This is a genomic window from Pseudomonas sp. B7, assembly GCF_016735645.1.
Classification (GTDB): Bacteria; Pseudomonadota; Gammaproteobacteria; order Pseudomonadales; family Pseudomonadaceae; genus Aquipseudomonas; species Aquipseudomonas glycinae.
Window position 1 is genome coordinate 458,927 of record NZ_JAERRE010000003.1, and the last position, 15,455, is coordinate 474,381.

12 protein-coding genes are annotated in these 15,455 nt (G+C 57.5%); 10 read left to right on the plus strand and 2 right to left on the minus strand.

The window, feature by feature from the left end:
* The first annotated feature begins 258 nt into the window (after positions 1-258).
* Positions 259-4,125, plus strand: coding sequence for a DUF4365 domain-containing protein (locus JKA62_RS10595; RefSeq protein ID WP_236676496.1), 3,867 nt, complete (start codon positions 259-261; stop codon positions 4,123-4,125).
* A 375-nt stretch (positions 4,126-4,500) separates the two neighbouring features.
* Here JKA62_RS10595 and JKA62_RS10600 read toward each other — a convergent pair whose 3' ends face one another.
* Positions 4,501-5,175, minus strand: coding sequence for an alpha/beta family hydrolase (locus JKA62_RS10600; RefSeq protein WP_011333292.1), 675 nt, complete (start codon positions 5,173-5,175; stop codon positions 4,501-4,503).
* Positions 5,176-5,261: 86 nt separating this feature from the next.
* Here JKA62_RS10600 and ccoN (JKA62_RS10605) point away from each other — a divergent pair, with 86 nt between their 5' ends.
* The 8 genes from ccoN (JKA62_RS10605) (at position 5,262) to ccoP (JKA62_RS10640) (ending at position 12,161) form a co-directional block, all read left to right on the plus strand.
* Positions 5,262-6,686, plus strand: coding sequence for a cytochrome-c oxidase, cbb3-type subunit I (gene ccoN, locus JKA62_RS10605; protein WP_011333291.1), 1,425 nt, complete (start codon positions 5,262-5,264; stop codon positions 6,684-6,686).
* Positions 6,687-6,696: 10 nt separating this feature from the next.
* Positions 6,697-7,305: a cytochrome-c oxidase, cbb3-type subunit II gene (gene ccoO / locus JKA62_RS10610; RefSeq protein WP_003223389.1), complete on the plus strand. Its 609-nt coding sequence runs from the start codon at positions 6,697-6,699 to the stop codon at positions 7,303-7,305.
* Between the two features lie 5 nt (positions 7,306-7,310).
* Positions 7,311-7,508: a cbb3-type cytochrome oxidase subunit 3 gene (locus tag JKA62_RS10615; protein ID WP_011333290.1), complete on the plus strand. Its 198-nt coding sequence runs from the start codon at positions 7,311-7,313 to the stop codon at positions 7,506-7,508.
* Positions 7,505-8,458, plus strand: a complete 954-nt coding sequence (ccoP, locus tag JKA62_RS10620; protein WP_011333289.1) for a cytochrome-c oxidase, cbb3-type subunit III — start codon at positions 7,505-7,507, stop codon at positions 8,456-8,458. The genes JKA62_RS10615 and ccoP (JKA62_RS10620) overlap by 4 nt, the downstream gene beginning before the upstream one ends.
* Before the next feature lie 481 nt (positions 8,459-8,939).
* Complete coding sequence (gene ccoN, locus JKA62_RS10625; protein ID WP_011333288.1) at positions 8,940-10,382, plus strand: cytochrome-c oxidase, cbb3-type subunit I; 1,443 nt, start codon at positions 8,940-8,942, stop codon at positions 10,380-10,382.
* Positions 10,382-10,990 carry a cytochrome-c oxidase, cbb3-type subunit II gene (gene ccoO / locus JKA62_RS10630; RefSeq protein WP_011333287.1) on the plus strand — a complete coding sequence of 203 codons (609 nt, stop codon included), beginning with the start codon at positions 10,382-10,384 and terminating at the stop codon, positions 10,988-10,990. Before ccoN (JKA62_RS10625) ends, ccoO (JKA62_RS10630) begins: the two co-directional genes overlap by 1 nt.
* A 5-nt stretch (positions 10,991-10,995) precedes the next feature.
* Entirely contained in the window at positions 10,996-11,181 is a 186-nt protein-coding gene (locus tag JKA62_RS10635) for a CcoQ/FixQ family Cbb3-type cytochrome c oxidase assembly chaperone (RefSeq protein WP_003175465.1), read from the plus strand.
* Entirely contained in the window at positions 11,178-12,161 is a 984-nt protein-coding gene (ccoP, locus tag JKA62_RS10640; RefSeq protein WP_011333286.1) for a cytochrome-c oxidase, cbb3-type subunit III, read from the plus strand. Before JKA62_RS10635 ends, ccoP (JKA62_RS10640) begins: the two co-directional genes overlap by 4 nt.
* Positions 12,162-12,562: 401 nt before the next feature.
* Here the strand turns inward: ccoP (JKA62_RS10640) and JKA62_RS10645 are convergent, their stop codons facing one another.
* On the minus strand, positions 12,563-13,567 hold the full coding sequence (locus JKA62_RS10645; RefSeq protein ID WP_011333285.1) for a metallophosphoesterase family protein: 1,005 nt from the start codon (positions 13,565-13,567) through the stop codon (positions 12,563-12,565).
* Positions 13,568-14,037: 470 nt separating this feature from the next.
* On the opposite strand from JKA62_RS10645, the gene ccoG reads away from it, so the two are divergent.
* Positions 14,038-15,453, plus strand: a complete 1,416-nt coding sequence (gene ccoG, locus JKA62_RS10650) for a cytochrome c oxidase accessory protein CcoG (protein ID WP_041475186.1) — start codon at positions 14,038-14,040, stop codon at positions 15,451-15,453.
* Positions 15,454-15,455 lie beyond the last annotated feature (2 nt).

Here is a 15,455-nt window from a genome sequence, read left to right on the forward strand (position 1 = left end):
ATACGCCCAACCTGACTCTCAGCCCCAGATACAGAGATATTGATCCCGTAGTCTGATCCCAAGCCCTGTTTAGAGGGCTGTATACTCCTAAAAAAAATTGCACCGAGAAACGCCTCTTTACGCCATCAGCGCCCTTTTTGATTATTCCGAGGAAGCACCATGCCAGTTGACGGGCCTTTACCTGGGACGGGTGATCAGCACGACATCAATGCCGATGCAACACGTTGCCTGATGGCTCGTCATCCCAAGGATTGGCGATTGCAAAGCCTGGAAGGGACTGACGACTATGGCTATGACTTCCAAGTGCAGACCACGCCGAATCAACGCGCGACGGATATTTTCCGTATCCAACTTAAAGGCACCCGCTCTCCGAGCCTGACGGCGGATGGCGAATACATTTCGGTCGCTCTGAAAGCCACCACTGTCCGCTATTACGCCCGAGCCGTAGAACCGGTGCTCTTGGTGATCTGCGACCTTTCAGTAAACGAAGACCCTGTTGACTGCCCCCTTTACTACGTCTGGCTCAGGGATGAGCTGATCCGCATCACCGTCGATGATCTGTCTGCCGAACAGAAATACGTCACCCTTCGCGCGCCAACAAAGAACATTCTGAAAAGGACTACAGATCTCTCTGAGGACATTAGCCACCAGAACGAACTGTCTCGCGTGGGGCACGTCCTTAGCCAACGCGCGGAGCAAACCCACCCCGGGATGCGAGCAGATGACCGCTTAACCTTGGTTCAGGGGGTGGTAAAAGGCGTGGCTGCGAGAGGGTCTGCACTGATGAACGCTTTGGCAGGCTCAACTGAAGACTACTGGGTCAACCCAGCTCGGGACACGCTTGCCTGGAATCTGACTCAGGCCAAAGCAGATCTACGGGTAACTGCGCTGGATCGAGCAAAGATACAGCTCGACGAGGCAGAGCCAAAGCTAGAAGAATCGACCACCCTTGAGCGCGCGGAATATTGGCGTCTACGTGGCAACTGGCAGGTTCAAACGGGGGATAACCAAGCGGCAGTCACTTCATACCAGAACGCGTATGAGGCAACGCCTTTGCCCAAGTACCGAGCCGCTAGGGTGGAAGCAGAGATCCGCATCAGATTCGAAAACGATAGCGACTCGCTTGCTGAGCTGCATGATCTACTGGAGGGTGAAGACCCAATAGTCATCGCCGTTCGTTCCCGGCTACATGCGGTGCAAGGGCATTACCAGTTGGCCGTGGAGCTGGCTGATTTGCTTCCAGAACCTCAACGGTCTTTCGCCAGAGCGTTTGCACATTGGTTGTCTGAGGAGCCTGCAAATGCCCTGGCGGACTGCGAAGCGGGCCTTGCATCCTGCGAGGCATCCGATGACATACGTGAACTGTTGCTTTTGCTTAGAGCCCGAGCCAAATTTGCCCTCGCGGTGGCCACCGCCACTACGCAGAGACGTGAATCTATCCCACCAGCAGGTCTTCCGGGTGTAGACCTTCAAAAGCTTGAAGAGGCTTGGGCTGCGATTAACGACGCTGTCTTGTCCATAAAGGCATCAGGCTGGAACTCCAACATAGAGCAGCTCGTCGACATATGGGGGGCTACAGCTTCGGCACTCGGCAGAGCAGAGTCGATACTTGCAGACCTGAAGGATGCTGCGCAGAAACGTCCGGACTTGCCCCATATCCATGAGGTCTTACGGGGCATTGCGGGTCAGCTGTCGGACTTCACCCTCGCGTTGTCGGCAAATGATCAGTTGCCCGACTCACCTGACAAGCATATCTGGAACACGCTTTTGCTCTATGAGACCCGTAAATTCCGGGCATGCTACCAAAGCTTCAGCGCATACATCGACAACGTGGATCGCAGCCATTCCCTGTTTGGGTCGGCTGTCACTGCGGCCTCTATTTCTGCTCACAAATCAGTTCAGCCTGGCCTCGTAAAACAGTGGATGGGCCTGCTCGAATCAGATCCTGATCTAGCCCCCCAAGCCGCCCTCGCACATTTTTATCTTCAGTTGGAAATCAGCAGGTTGGCCAAAGATGAGGCTTTGAGGTCGCTGCAGTCCAGGTATGAGGAACTGGATCGGCCCGTGAGCATTGCACTCACACTCATCCACGAGCTTGATCCTACTGATCCGGAAAGTGCGATGGAGTGTGTTCGACTCTCCGAAAAAATAACTGAGCACTATGTACTCTCGCCTGCGATGGCTGCGCGCCTCGGGATGGCGTTGGTGACCTTGAAAGACTGGCGGGGCCTCGTTGAACTGTGTCAAAGCAATAGAGTCCGCGTTGAACCTGGTGATCGAATGGGTGCCTTCGAGGCATTGGCACTTGATCATCTAGGCGAAACGGAAAAGGCCCGCGATCGGCTGTTGAAAATTGTAGCTACAGGATCCGACGACCCACTAGCTCTAAACACCTATGTCACGATCGCCACTCGTTGCGGCTACGTCGATGACGCAGTAGAGGCGGCGGAAAGGGCTCTCGAAACAGCGAAGTCCAAAGGGGAACAGTTGGAGTTCGTGAAATTACTGTTTTTTCTCATTCAGTTTTCCGACCCAACGAGCGACAGGCTATTGGAGTTGGCCTTGCGAGCAGGCGAACTGGTGGATCAGAGCGTAGAGAGCCAGGAAGGCACCTACTTGATGATGCATCTGAGTGGCACTCTGGGTGGACGCAGCGACATCGACCTTGCAAAGGATAGAGAGCAATTCCGAACACGCGCCGATGCATTCTTCAGAAACTTCCCAAATTCCCGGATGCTATGGAAAGGCGAGGTTCGAGAGGGCGCCTCTGGCAAAGAGTTAGTTGAAAGTCTGAAAGCACTTATTGGACTGACGCCCGGCAGAGAAGCGCTCCAGAAACGGCTGGAGCGGTCCTTACAGCAGGGATTAAACACCATCCCTTTCTCATGGCGCCCGCGACTGGTCCTGTCCTGCATTTCCGATATCGTGCATCTGTGGGAAGTTGCCAAGGTGTCCAGCCGGGATGATCGCCAGTATCACCTAGTGATGGTTAACGATATTGGTTGGCAACCGACCGGTGCCGAGGCCCTGCGCAAGCGAGTGCCTTTGCTGGATTGGACAGCGCTGTTAGTCCTCAACGACTTGGGGTTGATCGACGCCGCCATCACTTTCTTCGGTCAAATCGCAGTGGCCAGAGCCACGATGGAGGAGCTTGCCGAGTTCACGAATCCTATATTCGGAAGTCCAATGCGAAGCAAATGTTTGGACCTACAAAACGCCTTGAAACCCCACCTCGCTTCGATCCTCCAACCCTCCGCTTCAGAGGAAGCAAGCGAAACACCGCCCTCTATAGTCATTGGGCGAAGCAACAGCGAAATGGCGGAGATATGCGCAAAAGAGCCAGAACGGTACAGACTCTATTCTGATGACGAAGCGCTGCGCTTATTTTGTGCCGCAGGTTCCGAGGTCGATGGCTTCTGCACGCTTGACGTCTTGGCCGCACTGACAGAGGTGGGGCGGCTCTCACCACTTGAAAAAGCGGGCAAAATTGCGCAGCTATGCGAATGGCGAGTCGGAGTAATCGTACAGCTACCCGATATTGTGCAGTTACTCCCTCCGGCTGCCTTTAATGCACGAACCGTACGTCAAGGCGTAGAAATCCTTGACGCAGAACCTAGGTTCATTTCGGTTATCTCGGCGGTCTGGGATTACCGCGCGCCCTTTGATAAAGCTCTGGAGCATGCTGCATCGGTGCTACGTGAACTGATGGAGCAGGCTCTACTTCCTGAAATTGGGCTAGCTGCGTTGATGCGACACTGGCATGTCAAAGCAGCCATGAAAAATGATGCCCCTGACCAGGCCCTTGAGACCATAGTCATTTTGATCATAACCGCCGCACTTATAGGGCATTTGCAGGAGGCTTGCGCCAAACGACTCTGGGCGGTTTACAGATTGTTGGTCGAGTCTCACCATGGTGACCATATGGATGAGCGTCTTGAGAAGGTTGCTATCCGGTTGCTCGGTTCGAAATGTGCTCAGTTGGAATCCGTAGCGGCTGGCGAAGGGTTGCGAATCTTCACCGAGCTCAATGAGAGCCTAACGCAGGGCACTATTGACCAGTCCGAGTTCGCCAACGCTTACACCACTGCACGAATAGCGGTGCAAAGCCCCAAATTTGGACGATGAGGGCGAGCAACAAGCGCTGGGCGCTGCGCTATCCGGCCTAAGGTGGTGTTCGCGACCTCATGGCCAAATCGTTCGTCATCGACGAGGAAAAATTTGGCAGCCCGAAGGTTCAAAACCCCCGGTACCGTTACGCCACCTCTGATTGGCAAAAACCAATGTAAATGGCGCTGCGTAGCCCGCCCCAGGGCATTGCTGTGCACAGGACGGGCCGTTCTGCTGAAGGGGGGCCGGTTATATCGTTAAGGGGGATTCTGGGCCTGTCCCGTAACTATGACCGCCAAGAAGCTGGCTATTTAGCCCTCTCCTCCAAGGGGGCGAGGGAGAAAGGGAGCCGATCTTCATGAGTTTCAAAATTTCGGTTCGGCTCAATCAACACTAAAGGAACTCGGCTACCTTCTGCGCGGCGCTAGCCAAATGCTGCTCATGCGTAAACCCGGAAACCTTGAGCGGCTTCAAATCATGATCCCCCGCCGCCAGCCAAAACACTTCAATACTCGGCGATAAGGAATACCCTTCGACAGCGTCCCGATTCCCCAGAGCATCCCGCTCCCCCTGAACAATCAACGTCCGAGTCCGCAAAGCAGCCAAATGCTCAACCCGAGGTTTCTCCGGTTTCCCCACCGCATAAAACGGATACCCCAGACAAACCAACGCATCAGCGCCAAGTTCATCAGCCAGCAAACTAGCCATCCGCCCCCCCATGGACTTCCCGCCAATCGCGAGCAGACCAGCGACATGAAGTCGCACCAAGCCATAAACCTCACGCCAGCACTCCTGCAATTTCCCCGCAGGATTCGGCGGTCGCTTGACCCCATCAATCCGCCGCTGCGCCATATAAGGAAACTCAAACCGCAACACGTTCACGCCCAATGCAGCAAGGCGCCCAGCCACATCCGTCATCCACTCACTGTCCATCGGCGCCCCCGCCCCATGCGCGAGAATGAGCGTCGCCGAAGCCTCGCCAACAGCGGCATCCCAAAGCCACCCATGATCCCGCAGGCACTGCGCCCATTGATCCCCGTCAATACTGGCCTTGTGCTGTTTGTCCATGCTTGCCTCGCTTTTAGTCTGCCTATAACTCCAGGCGAAGGACGCGCTGTTGGCGCTCACTTCGGCTGAACCGTGGATGGGGAACCATGAACACTTCTATCAGTACCGCCTACAACTACAAGGTGGTCCGCCAATTCGCCATTATGACGGTGGTGTGGGGCATCGTCGGCATGGGGCTCGGGGTTTTTCTCGCGGCTCAATTGGTCTGGCCCGAACTCAACTTCAACCTGCCGTGGACCAGCTTCGGACGCCTGCGCCCGCTGCACACCAACGCGGTGATCTTCGCGTTCGGCGGCTGTGCCTTGTTCGCCAGTTCGTTCTACTCGGTGCAGCGCACCTGCCAGACCCAGCTGTTTGCGCCGAAAATCGCCGCCTTCTGCTTCTGGGGCTGGCAACTGGTGATCCTGCTGGCGGCCATCAGCCTGCCACTGGGTTACACCAGCTCCAAGGAATACGCCGAACTGGAATGGCCGATCGACATTCTGATCACCATCGTCTGGGTCGCCTACGCCATCGTGTTCTTCGGCACGATCATGCAGCGCAAGACCAAACACATTTATGTGGGCAACTGGTTCTTCGGCGCGTTCATCATCACCGTGGCGATCCTGCACATCGTCAACAACCTTGAGTTGCCGGTGAGTTTCACCAAGTCCTACTCGGTGTATGCCGGTGCAACCGACGCGATGGTGCAATGGTGGTACGGCCACAACGCCGTAGGCTTTTTCCTCACCGCCGGTTTCCTCGGGATGATGTACTACTTCGTGCCGAAACAGGCCGAACGTCCGGTGTATTCGTATCGTCTGTCGATCGTGCACTTCTGGGCGCTGATCACCCTGTACATCTGGGCCGGCCCGCACCATTTGCACTACACCGCGCTGCCGGACTGGGCGCAGTCGCTGGGCATGGTGATGTCGCTGGTACTGCTGGCACCGAGCTGGGGCGGCATGATCAACGGCATGATGACCCTCTCGGGCGCCTGGCATAAGTTGCGCAGCGACCCGATCCTGCGCTTCCTGGTGGTGTCGCTGGCGTTCTACGGCATGTCGACCTTCGAAGGTCCGATGATGGCGATCAAGACTGTCAACGCCCTCTCCCACTACACCGACTGGACCATCGGCCACGTACACGCCGGCGCGCTCGGCTGGGTGGCGATGATTTCCATCGGCGCGCTGTATCACATGATCCCGAAAGTCTTCGGCAAAGAGCAGATGCACAGCATCGGCCTGATCAATGCGCACTTCTGGCTCGCGACCATCGGCACCGTGCTCTACATCGCCTCGATGTGGGTCAACGGCATCGCCCAGGGCCTGATGTGGCGTGCGGTGAACGAGGACGGCACGCTGACCTACTCCTTCGTCGAAACCCTGGTGGCCAGCCACCCTGGCTTCGTCGTGCGGCTGATCGGCGGTGCGATCTTCCTCAGCGGCATGTTCCTGATGGCTTACAACACCTGGCGCACCGTGCGGGCCTCGCAGCCTGCTGACGTCGTTGCTGCCGCGCAGATGGCCTGAGGAGTCCGCCATGAAACACGAAACGATTGAAAAGAACGTCGGCCTGCTGATGCTGCTGATGGTGTTCGCCGTGAGCATCGGCGGCCTGACCCAGATCGTCCCGCTGTTCTTCCAGGACGTGACCAACAAACCGGTGGAAGGCATGAAACCCTACACCGCGCTGCAACTGGAAGGCCGCGACATCTACATCCGCGAAGGCTGCGTCGGCTGCCACTCGCAGATGATCCGTCCGTTCCGCGCCGAAACCGAACGCTACGGCCACTACTCGGTAGCCGGTGAAAGCGTGTGGGATCACCCGTTCCTGTGGGGTTCCAAGCGTACCGGTCCGGACCTGGCCCGGGTTGGCGCGCGCTACTCGGATGACTGGCACCGCGCGCACTTGTACAACCCGCGCAACGTTGTACCGGAATCGAAAATGCCGGCCTACCCATGGCTGGTTACGCAAGCGGTCGACAGCAGCCACACCGAAACCAAGCTCAAGACCATGCGCACCCTCGGCGTGCCGTACACCGATGACGACATCAGCGGCGCGGTGGCCAGCCTCAAGGGCAAGACCGAAATGGACGCCCTCGTCTCCTACCTGCAAGTGCTCGGCACTGCGATCAAAAGCAAGAGGTGATCGAGATGGCCTTTGAAATGAGCGCGGGGCTGATTCGCGGCCTCGGCACGGTCGTGGTGTTCGTGGCCTTCGTCGGCCTGACCCTGTGGGTGTTCAACCGCAAGCGCACGCCGGAATTCGCCGAAGCGCGCCTGCTGCCGTTTGCCGACGAGCCGCAACCCGACACTACCCAAGTTAATGAAACAAGGAGTACCCGGCCATGACCACCTTCTGGAGTACGTGGATCTGCGTACTGACCATCGGCAGCCTGATCGGCCTGACCTGGCTGCTGGTCGGCACCCGTCGGGGCGAAACCAAGGGCAGCGTCGACCAGACCATGGGCCACAGCTTCGACGGCATCGAGGAGTACGACAACCCGCTGCCGCAGTGGTGGTTCATGCTGTTCGCCGGCACGCTGGTGTTTTCCGTGGGTTATCTGATCCTTTATCCGGGCCTGGGCAACTGGAAAGGCATCCTGCCCGGCTACGAGGACGGCTGGACCGGCGTCCACGAATGGGAAAAGGAAATGAGCAAGGCTGACGCCAAATTCGGGCCGATCTTCGCCAAATTCGCCGCCATGCCGGTGGAAGAAGTGGCGAAGGATCCGCAGGCGCTGAAAATGGGTGGCCGTCTGTTCGCCTCCAATTGCTCGGTGTGCCACGGCTCGGACGCCAAGGGCGCGTTCGGCTTCCCTAATCTCGCCGACAAGGACTGGCGTTGGGGCGGCAGTGCGGAAACCATCAAGACCACCATCATGGGTGGCCGGATGGCGGCGATGCCGGCGTGGGGCGAGTCGCTCGGTGAGGCAGGTGTGAAAAACGTCGCGGCATACGTGCGCCACGAACTCGCCGGGCTGCCACTGCCGGCAGACAACAAGGCCGATCTGCAAGCGGGGCAGCAAACGTTCAGCACCATGTGCGTCGCCTGTCACGGGGCAAACGGCCAAGGCACCGAAGCCATGGGCGCACCGAACCTGACGCACCCGGCCGGTTTCATCTACGGCACCAGCCTGACCCAGCTCGAGCAGACCATTCGCCATGGTCGTCAAGGCCACATGCCAGCTCAGAACGAGCTGCTGGGCAACGATAAAGTGCAATTGCTGGCCGCTTACGTGTACAGCTTGAGTCACGGATTGAATACAGAAAAACTGATTACTGAAGACAACAAACAATAATCATTGAGTACAACACTGCCGCACGTTTCCAGTGCGGCAGTTTCCAGCCTCTTTGCGACGCATTGTCGCACCCTGTTACCCCCTCTCCTTTCGATTACCCGGATTCGGGTCTACGCTTGCTCGATGCGGACTGGCCCGTGCCGGTTCCAGGTCGACCCTGAGCGAGGCGTTGAACGAATCGGCTGACTGACATGGCCGCAAAGGCCGGTAGATACCGGCTGTCGTGCCGATTACCGTCCGTCACCCTAACCGAGCGTTCGAACACACCCCGTTACATCCGACCGGGACCCCTCACTTTTTTTGTTCGCTGCGACATTTTGCCCGAGGGCAATTTTGTCCTTACGCGGCGCATGGAAAGGCCGCAGAATCAGCGTTGGAAAGCATTGACCCAGGTCATGGCGCGTTGCATTGACCCCCTGCTTTCTACATACTTGCGGCCGATTTTAATCCTAATAAAACACCCAAACCGTGGAACCTTAGAATGAGCACAGCAATCAGTCCGACTGCTTATAACTATAAGGTAGTCCGCCAGTTCGCCATCATGACGGTGGTCTGGGGGATCCTTGGCATGGGGCTCGGTGTCTTCATCGCCTCGCAACTGGTCTGGCCGGAGTTGAATTTCGGTCTGCCGTGGACGAGCTTTGGACGCCTGCGCCCGTTGCACACAAACCTGGTGATTTTCGCCTTCGGTGGTTGTGCACTGTTTGCCACTTCTTACTATGTCGTGCAGCGAACCTGCCAGACGCGACTGATTTCCGACAGCCTCGCGGCCTTCACCTTCTGGGGATGGCAAGCGGTAATCGTCGGCGCGATCATTACCTTGCCGCTGGGTTACACCACCACCAAGGAATACGCGGAACTGGAATGGCCCCTCGCCATTCTGCTGGCCATTGTCTGGGTCACCTACGGTCTGGTGTTCTTCGGCACCATCACCAAGCGCAAGACCAAGCACATCTATGTCGGTAACTGGTTCTACGGTGCGTTCATCGTGGTGACCGCGATGCTGCACATCGTCAACCACATGTCGCTGCCGGTCAGCCTGTTCAAGTCCTACTCGGCCTACTCGGGCGCCACCGATGCGATGATCCAGTGGTGGTACGGCCACAACGCCGTGGGCTTCTTCCTGACCACCGGCTTCCTGGGGATGATGTACTACTTCGTGCCGAAACAGGCCGAACGTCCGATCTACTCCTATCGTCTGTCGATCGTGCATTTCTGGGCGCTGATCACCCTGTACATCTGGGCCGGCCCGCACCACCTGCACTACACCGCGCTGCCGGACTGGGCCCAATCGCTGGGCATGGCGATGTCGATCATCCTGCTGGCGCCAAGCTGGGGCGGCATGATCAACGGCATGATGACCCTGTCGGGCGCCTGGCATAAGCTGCGCACCGACCCGATCCTGCGCTTCCTCGTGGTATCGCTGGCGTTCTACGGCATGTCGACCTTCGAAGGTCCGATGATGGCGATCAAGACCGTCAACTCGCTCTCGCACTACACCGACTGGACCATCGGCCACGTACACGCCGGCGCGCTCGGCTGGGTGGCGATGATCTCGATCGGCGCGATCTACCACATGATCCCGAAACTGTTCGGCCGTGCGCAGATGCACAGCACCGGCCTGATCAACGCGCACTTCTGGCTCGCGACCATCGGTACCGTGCTGTACATCGCTTCGATGTGGGTCAACGGCATCACCCAGGGCCTGATGTGGCGTGCAATCAACGATGACGGCACCCTCACCTACTCGTTCGTCGAAGCCCTGCAGGCCAGCCACCCTGGCTACATCGTTCGCGCCCTGGGCGGTGCGTTCTTCGCCAGCGGCATGTTCCTGATGGCCTACAACGTGTGGCGCACCGTTCGCGCCTCGGACCCGGCTGAAGCTGAAGCCGCCGCCAAGATCGCCGTAGTTGGAGCTCACTGATGAAGCATGAAGCTGTCGAGAAGAACATTGGCCTGCTGGCCTTCTTCATGGTCATCGCCGTCAGCGTCGGTGGCCTGACCCAAATCGTTCCGCTGTTTTTCCAGGACGTCACCAACAAGCCGGTCGAAGGCATGAAGCCGCGCACCGCCCTTGAACTGGAAGGCCGCGACGTTTACATCGCCAACGGCTGTGTCGGCTGCCACTCGCAGATGATCCGTCCGTTCCGTGCCGAAACCGAACGCTATGGCCACTACTCGGTCGCCGGTGAAAGCGTTTGGGATCACCCGTTCCTGTGGGGTTCCAAACGTACCGGCCCGGACCTGGCCCGCGTCGGCGGCCGTTACTCCGATGACTGGCAGCGTGCGCACTTGTACAACCCGCGCAACGTCGTCCCCGAGTCGAAAATGCCGGCCTACCCGTTCCTCGTAGAAAACAAGCTCGATGGCAAAGACACGGCCAAGAAAATGGAAGTGTTGCGCACGCTCGGCGTCCCTTACACCGACGAAGACATCGCCGGTGCAAGAGATGCCGTGAAGGGCAAAACCGAAATGGACGCGCTGGTGGCCTATCTGCAAGGCCTGGGCACCATCATCAAAAGCAAACGGTGATTCTGATGGATATCGGGATGATTCGAGGCCTGGGCACCGTTGTCGTGATGGTTGCCTTCATCGGCCTGGCGTTGTGGGTGTTCAGCCCCAAGCGCAAGTCGGAGTTTGAAGACGCGACCTTGCTGCCCTTCGCGGATGATCCCGAAGCCATCAAGCACGTCGAGCAAGCTTCTAGGAGTAACAAAGAATGACTACATTCTGGAGTCTGTACGTCACAGTCCTCAGTCTCGGTACGATCTTTTCCCTGACCTGGCTGTTGCTGTCGACCCGCAAGGGCCAGCGCAGCGAACAGACGGACGAGACAGTGGGCCACTCCTTCGACGGAATCGAGGAGTACGACAACCCGCTGCCGAAATGGTGGTTCATGCTGTTCGTGGGTACCATCGTGTTTGCGCTGGGTTATCTGGTGCTGTACCCGGGCCTGGGCAACTGGAAAGGCCTGCTGCCGGGCTACAACTACCTCGATACCGAGAAGCAGACCGCGTTCGCCAACGGCCAGACCGGCTGGACCGGCGTTCACGAATGGGAAAAGGAAATGGCGCGTTCGGACGCCAAGTTCGGTCCGATCTTCGCCAAGTTCGCCGCCATGCCGATCGAAGAAGTCGCCAAGGATCCGCAAGCCCTGAAGATGGGTGGCCGCCTGTTCGCCTCCAACTGCTCGGTCTGCCACGGTTCCGATGCCAAGGGCGCTTATGGTTTCCCTAACCTGACCGACGCCGACTGGCGCTGGGGCGGCGAGCCGGAAACCATCAAGACCACCATCATGGGCGGTCGTCACGCGGTGATGCCGGCCTGGGCAGAAGTGATCGGCGAGCAAGGCGTGGCCGACGTGGCCGCGTTCGTGCTGACCAATCTGGATGGCCGCAAGCTGCCGGAAGGCACCAAGGCAGACCCGGCCAACGGCCAGAAACTGTTCGCCGCCAACTGCGTGGCCTGCCACGGTCCGGAAGGCAAAGGCACCCCGGCAATGGGCGCCCCGAACCTGACCCACCCGGCCGCGTTCATCTACGGTTCGAGCTTCGCCCAGCTGCAGCAGACCATCCGTTACGGCCGTCAGGGCCAGATGCCTGCCCAGGAACAACTGCAAGGCAACGACAAGGTTCACCTGCTGGCGGCTTACGTTTACAGCCTGTCCCACGGTGAAAAACCAGCGGAAGCCGAGGCTCAGTAAGACCAACGCTTGAAGCAAAAAACGGCCCCGCCAATGAGTATTGGCGGGGCCATTTTGTTTCCCTCTCTACTGATTCAAAGAATATTGCCTCCACCGAGACTGTCCAGGCCCGAAGGTCTGCGCTGCCTGCCGGCATCGCCCGGCTGGTTGCCTTTCTGACTGGCCAGATCCTTCGTCCCCTGCGCAGCTTCGACCGGCTCAAGCGCTCGCAGAGCCGTTTGCAGGTACACGACGGCCAAGGGAGCTACCGCGCTGGCGCTATTCAGAATGACGGTCCAATGCATCCATTTCTTTCTGAGTAATGCCGAGTGCTTTGAAAGTGCCTTTATTCATACATTTTCATCCTTGAAAGAGTCAGATCTTCCGGACAAAGCCTGTGAAAGCGATGTCCGAGACATTTTTTATGGACGATTGGCCCAGATGGACTTCACCGGAACCGTGTGCACGAATCGCGGCTTTTGCCATTCATTGTTCTCGACCAGATTGACGTGCAGCTGCCTGCGATCATCCGAAAAACTGGCCGTCAGGTACGTTTGCTGGGACGTTGCGCCGCTGAGAAACATCGGCACCTTACCCATCCAGCGCTTGGCTCCACCTCGCGCATGGTAATGACCCGCAAAAATGGCCGTGACTTCATACTTCTCGATCATGTCCAGAAAGCGCTGCTCCTGTTGCCAGTCTCCCTGCCAGTCATCCCACTTGTGCATGTTGAGGATGATGGCGTAACCCTGGGCCCTCGCCACCCTCAAATCGTTCTCCAGCCAGTCCAGGGCACTGGTGATATTGAAGGTTGTCGGATTCAACGCATGAGCAATCTTTGTGGCGTAGGTGGGTTCATTGTTGAGCTGCACCAGATGAACTTCTCCGACATTTTTCGAGTAAGCGAGACTGCCCGAATAAAGGATATTCAGAAAAGCGCCAGTGACCTTGAGATCAAAGTTATCCACCTTGCTCTTATGATGCTCGTTGAACTCGACAATACTGCCCGCCGCACAACTATTACTGAAACAGTCATCAACATTATTTTCGTAGTCATGATTACCCAAGCCATACAGGTAATCACCCTTGAAGTATTTCTCAAGGGCCGATTTCATATACGAGCGCTGCCAACCATGACCAAAAGCAGTAATGTCGCCATTGATCATCAACGGGATTGCCGTCTGCCCACCGTGGGCATTTCGAAACTCGGCGATACTGCCCAACTGGCTGTCCACCAGCCACTTGGCACGTTTCTCAAAGTCCGCATCGGATTCCGGCGCTCCACTATCGGTCTTGTCAGTCCAGGGATACTGCGTATCGGAAGCGAACACCATATGCCGTGGCGTGCCCTCGACGGCATGAGCCAAAGTGACAGAAGATAATAAACAGATGCTCAGCAGAAACTTTACAACTCCATTTAAAGCCATAACAGTGAAACTCCATTTAACTTGAATAATGACTGGCAACTAAATTTCGCCAGACGCAAACATATTCGATCAAACGGAATCTTTCAAAGCCGACAACATGAGCAATTAAATAAACTTGTTTCAAATACAAGAACAACAGAAAGCAGAGCTCCGCACTTCAACAAGACCGCTCTAGGTTTAATTACGGAAACCGGACGACGAAGGGCCGGTTTTCGGCCATGCGGATCACCCGGCAGCGCAACGGCGACGAATCGCCTAGACTGATTTATCGGCCGGGCAAAAAAGGGTGATCCCTCACAAGTCAATTGATTCAAGTCATTACACCATCAATTGATTTTGCCCAACGCGACCAAAGGTCGCACCCGTTCGTCGACATGACAGGCGTATCATTGGGCCACTGCAACACCCCTTTTTGACCCCGGCCGGCACGTATCGACCGAGGCATTTTTCCACTGCCGTGGGATGCAATGATGAGCAACCAGATTCCGGTACACGACGTCACGCCACCCAGCAAAAACGCGAACAACAGCGTCGACCTTTACGCCTCTCGAGAAAAAATCTACACCCGTGCTTTCACCGGCCTGTTCCGTAATCTGCGGATGATAGGCGGCGCCGCGCTGTTCCTCTTGTATTTCGGAACGGTCTGGCTGAACTGGGGCGGCCATCAGGCCGTGTGGTGGAACCTGCCGGAGCGCAAATTCTTCATCTTCGGCGCCACGTTCTGGCCGCAGGATTTCATTCTGCTTTCCGGGCTGCTGATCATTGCGGCGTTCGGCCTGTTCTTCATCACCGTGTATGCCGGCCGGGTCTGGTGCGGCTATACCTGTCCGCAAAGCGTGTGGACATGGATTTTCATGTGGTGCGAGAAGGTCACCGAAGGCGACCGCAACCAGCGCATCAAGCTCGACAAGGCGCCGATGAGCGCCAACAAGTTCCTGCGTAAATTCGCCAAGCACGCGCTGTGGCTGCTGATCGGTTTCGTCACCGGCATGACCTTCGTCGGCTACTTCTCGCCGATCCGCGAACTGGTCTTCGAATTCTTCACCGGCCAGGCCGATGGCTGGTCGTATTTCTGGGTCGGCTTCTTCACCCTCGCCACCTACGGCAATGCCGGCTGGCTGCGTGAGCAGGTGTGCATCTACATGTGTCCGTATGCGCGCTTCCAGAGCGTGATGTTCGACAAGGACACGCTGATCGTTTCCTACGACCCGCGTCGCGGCGAAAGCCGTGGCCCGCGCAAGAAAGGCGTCGACTACAAGGCTCAAGGGCTGGGCGATTGCATCGACTGCACCATGTGCGTTCAGGTCTGCCCGACCGGCATCGACATCCGCGACGGCCTGCAGATCGAGTGCATCGGCTGCGCCGCCTGCATCGACGCCTGCGACAGCATCATGGACAAGATGGATTACCCGCGCGGGCTGATCAGCTACACCACCGAACATAACTTGTCCGGGCAGAAAACCCATAAACTGCGACCACGCCTGATCGGCTACGCCGTGGTGCTGCTGGCGATGATCAGCCTGTTGGTGACGGCCTTTTTCATGCGTTCGCTGGTGGGTTTCGACGTCAGCAAGGACCGCGTGCTGTACCGTGAAAACGCCGAAGGCCGGATCGAAAACGTCTACAGCCTGAAGATCATGAACAAGGATCAGCGCGACCACACCTATGTGCTGGAAGCCGCCGGTTTGCCGGATCTGCGCCTGCAAGGCAAGCGCGAGATCAAGGTCCCGGCCGGAGAAATCTTCAGCATGCCGGTCGAGCTGTCGAGCGCTCCCGAACAACTGCCGTCGAGCACCAACGAGGTGAAATTCATCCTCAAGGATGCCGATGACGACAGCGTCCACGTAGAAGCCAAGAGCCGGTTCATCGGCCCACAAAATCGTTGAGA

Coding starts and splice junctions, on each gene's coding strand:
- JKA62_RS10600 (WP_011333292.1), bottom strand. CDS start 5,175: ATGGACAAACAGCACAAGGCCAGTATTGACGGGGATCAATGGGCGCAG.
- ccoN (WP_011333291.1), top strand. CDS start 5,262: ATGAACACTTCTATCAGTACCGCCTACAACTACAAGGTGGTCCGCCAA.
- ccoO (WP_003223389.1), top strand. CDS start 6,697: ATGAAACACGAAACGATTGAAAAGAACGTCGGCCTGCTGATGCTGCTG.
- JKA62_RS10615 (WP_011333290.1), top strand. CDS start 7,311: ATGGCCTTTGAAATGAGCGCGGGGCTGATTCGCGGCCTCGGCACGGTC.
- ccoP (WP_011333289.1), top strand. CDS start 7,505: ATGACCACCTTCTGGAGTACGTGGATCTGCGTACTGACCATCGGCAGC.
- ccoN (WP_011333288.1), top strand. CDS start 8,940: ATGAGCACAGCAATCAGTCCGACTGCTTATAACTATAAGGTAGTCCGC.
- ccoO (WP_011333287.1), top strand. CDS start 10,382: ATGAAGCATGAAGCTGTCGAGAAGAACATTGGCCTGCTGGCCTTCTTC.
- JKA62_RS10635 (WP_003175465.1), top strand. CDS start 10,996: ATGGATATCGGGATGATTCGAGGCCTGGGCACCGTTGTCGTGATGGTT.
- ccoP (WP_011333286.1), top strand. CDS start 11,178: ATGACTACATTCTGGAGTCTGTACGTCACAGTCCTCAGTCTCGGTACG.
- JKA62_RS10645 (WP_011333285.1), bottom strand. CDS start 13,567: ATGGCTTTAAATGGAGTTGTAAAGTTTCTGCTGAGCATCTGTTTATTA.
- ccoG (WP_041475186.1), top strand. CDS start 14,038: ATGAGCAACCAGATTCCGGTACACGACGTCACGCCACCCAGCAAAAAC.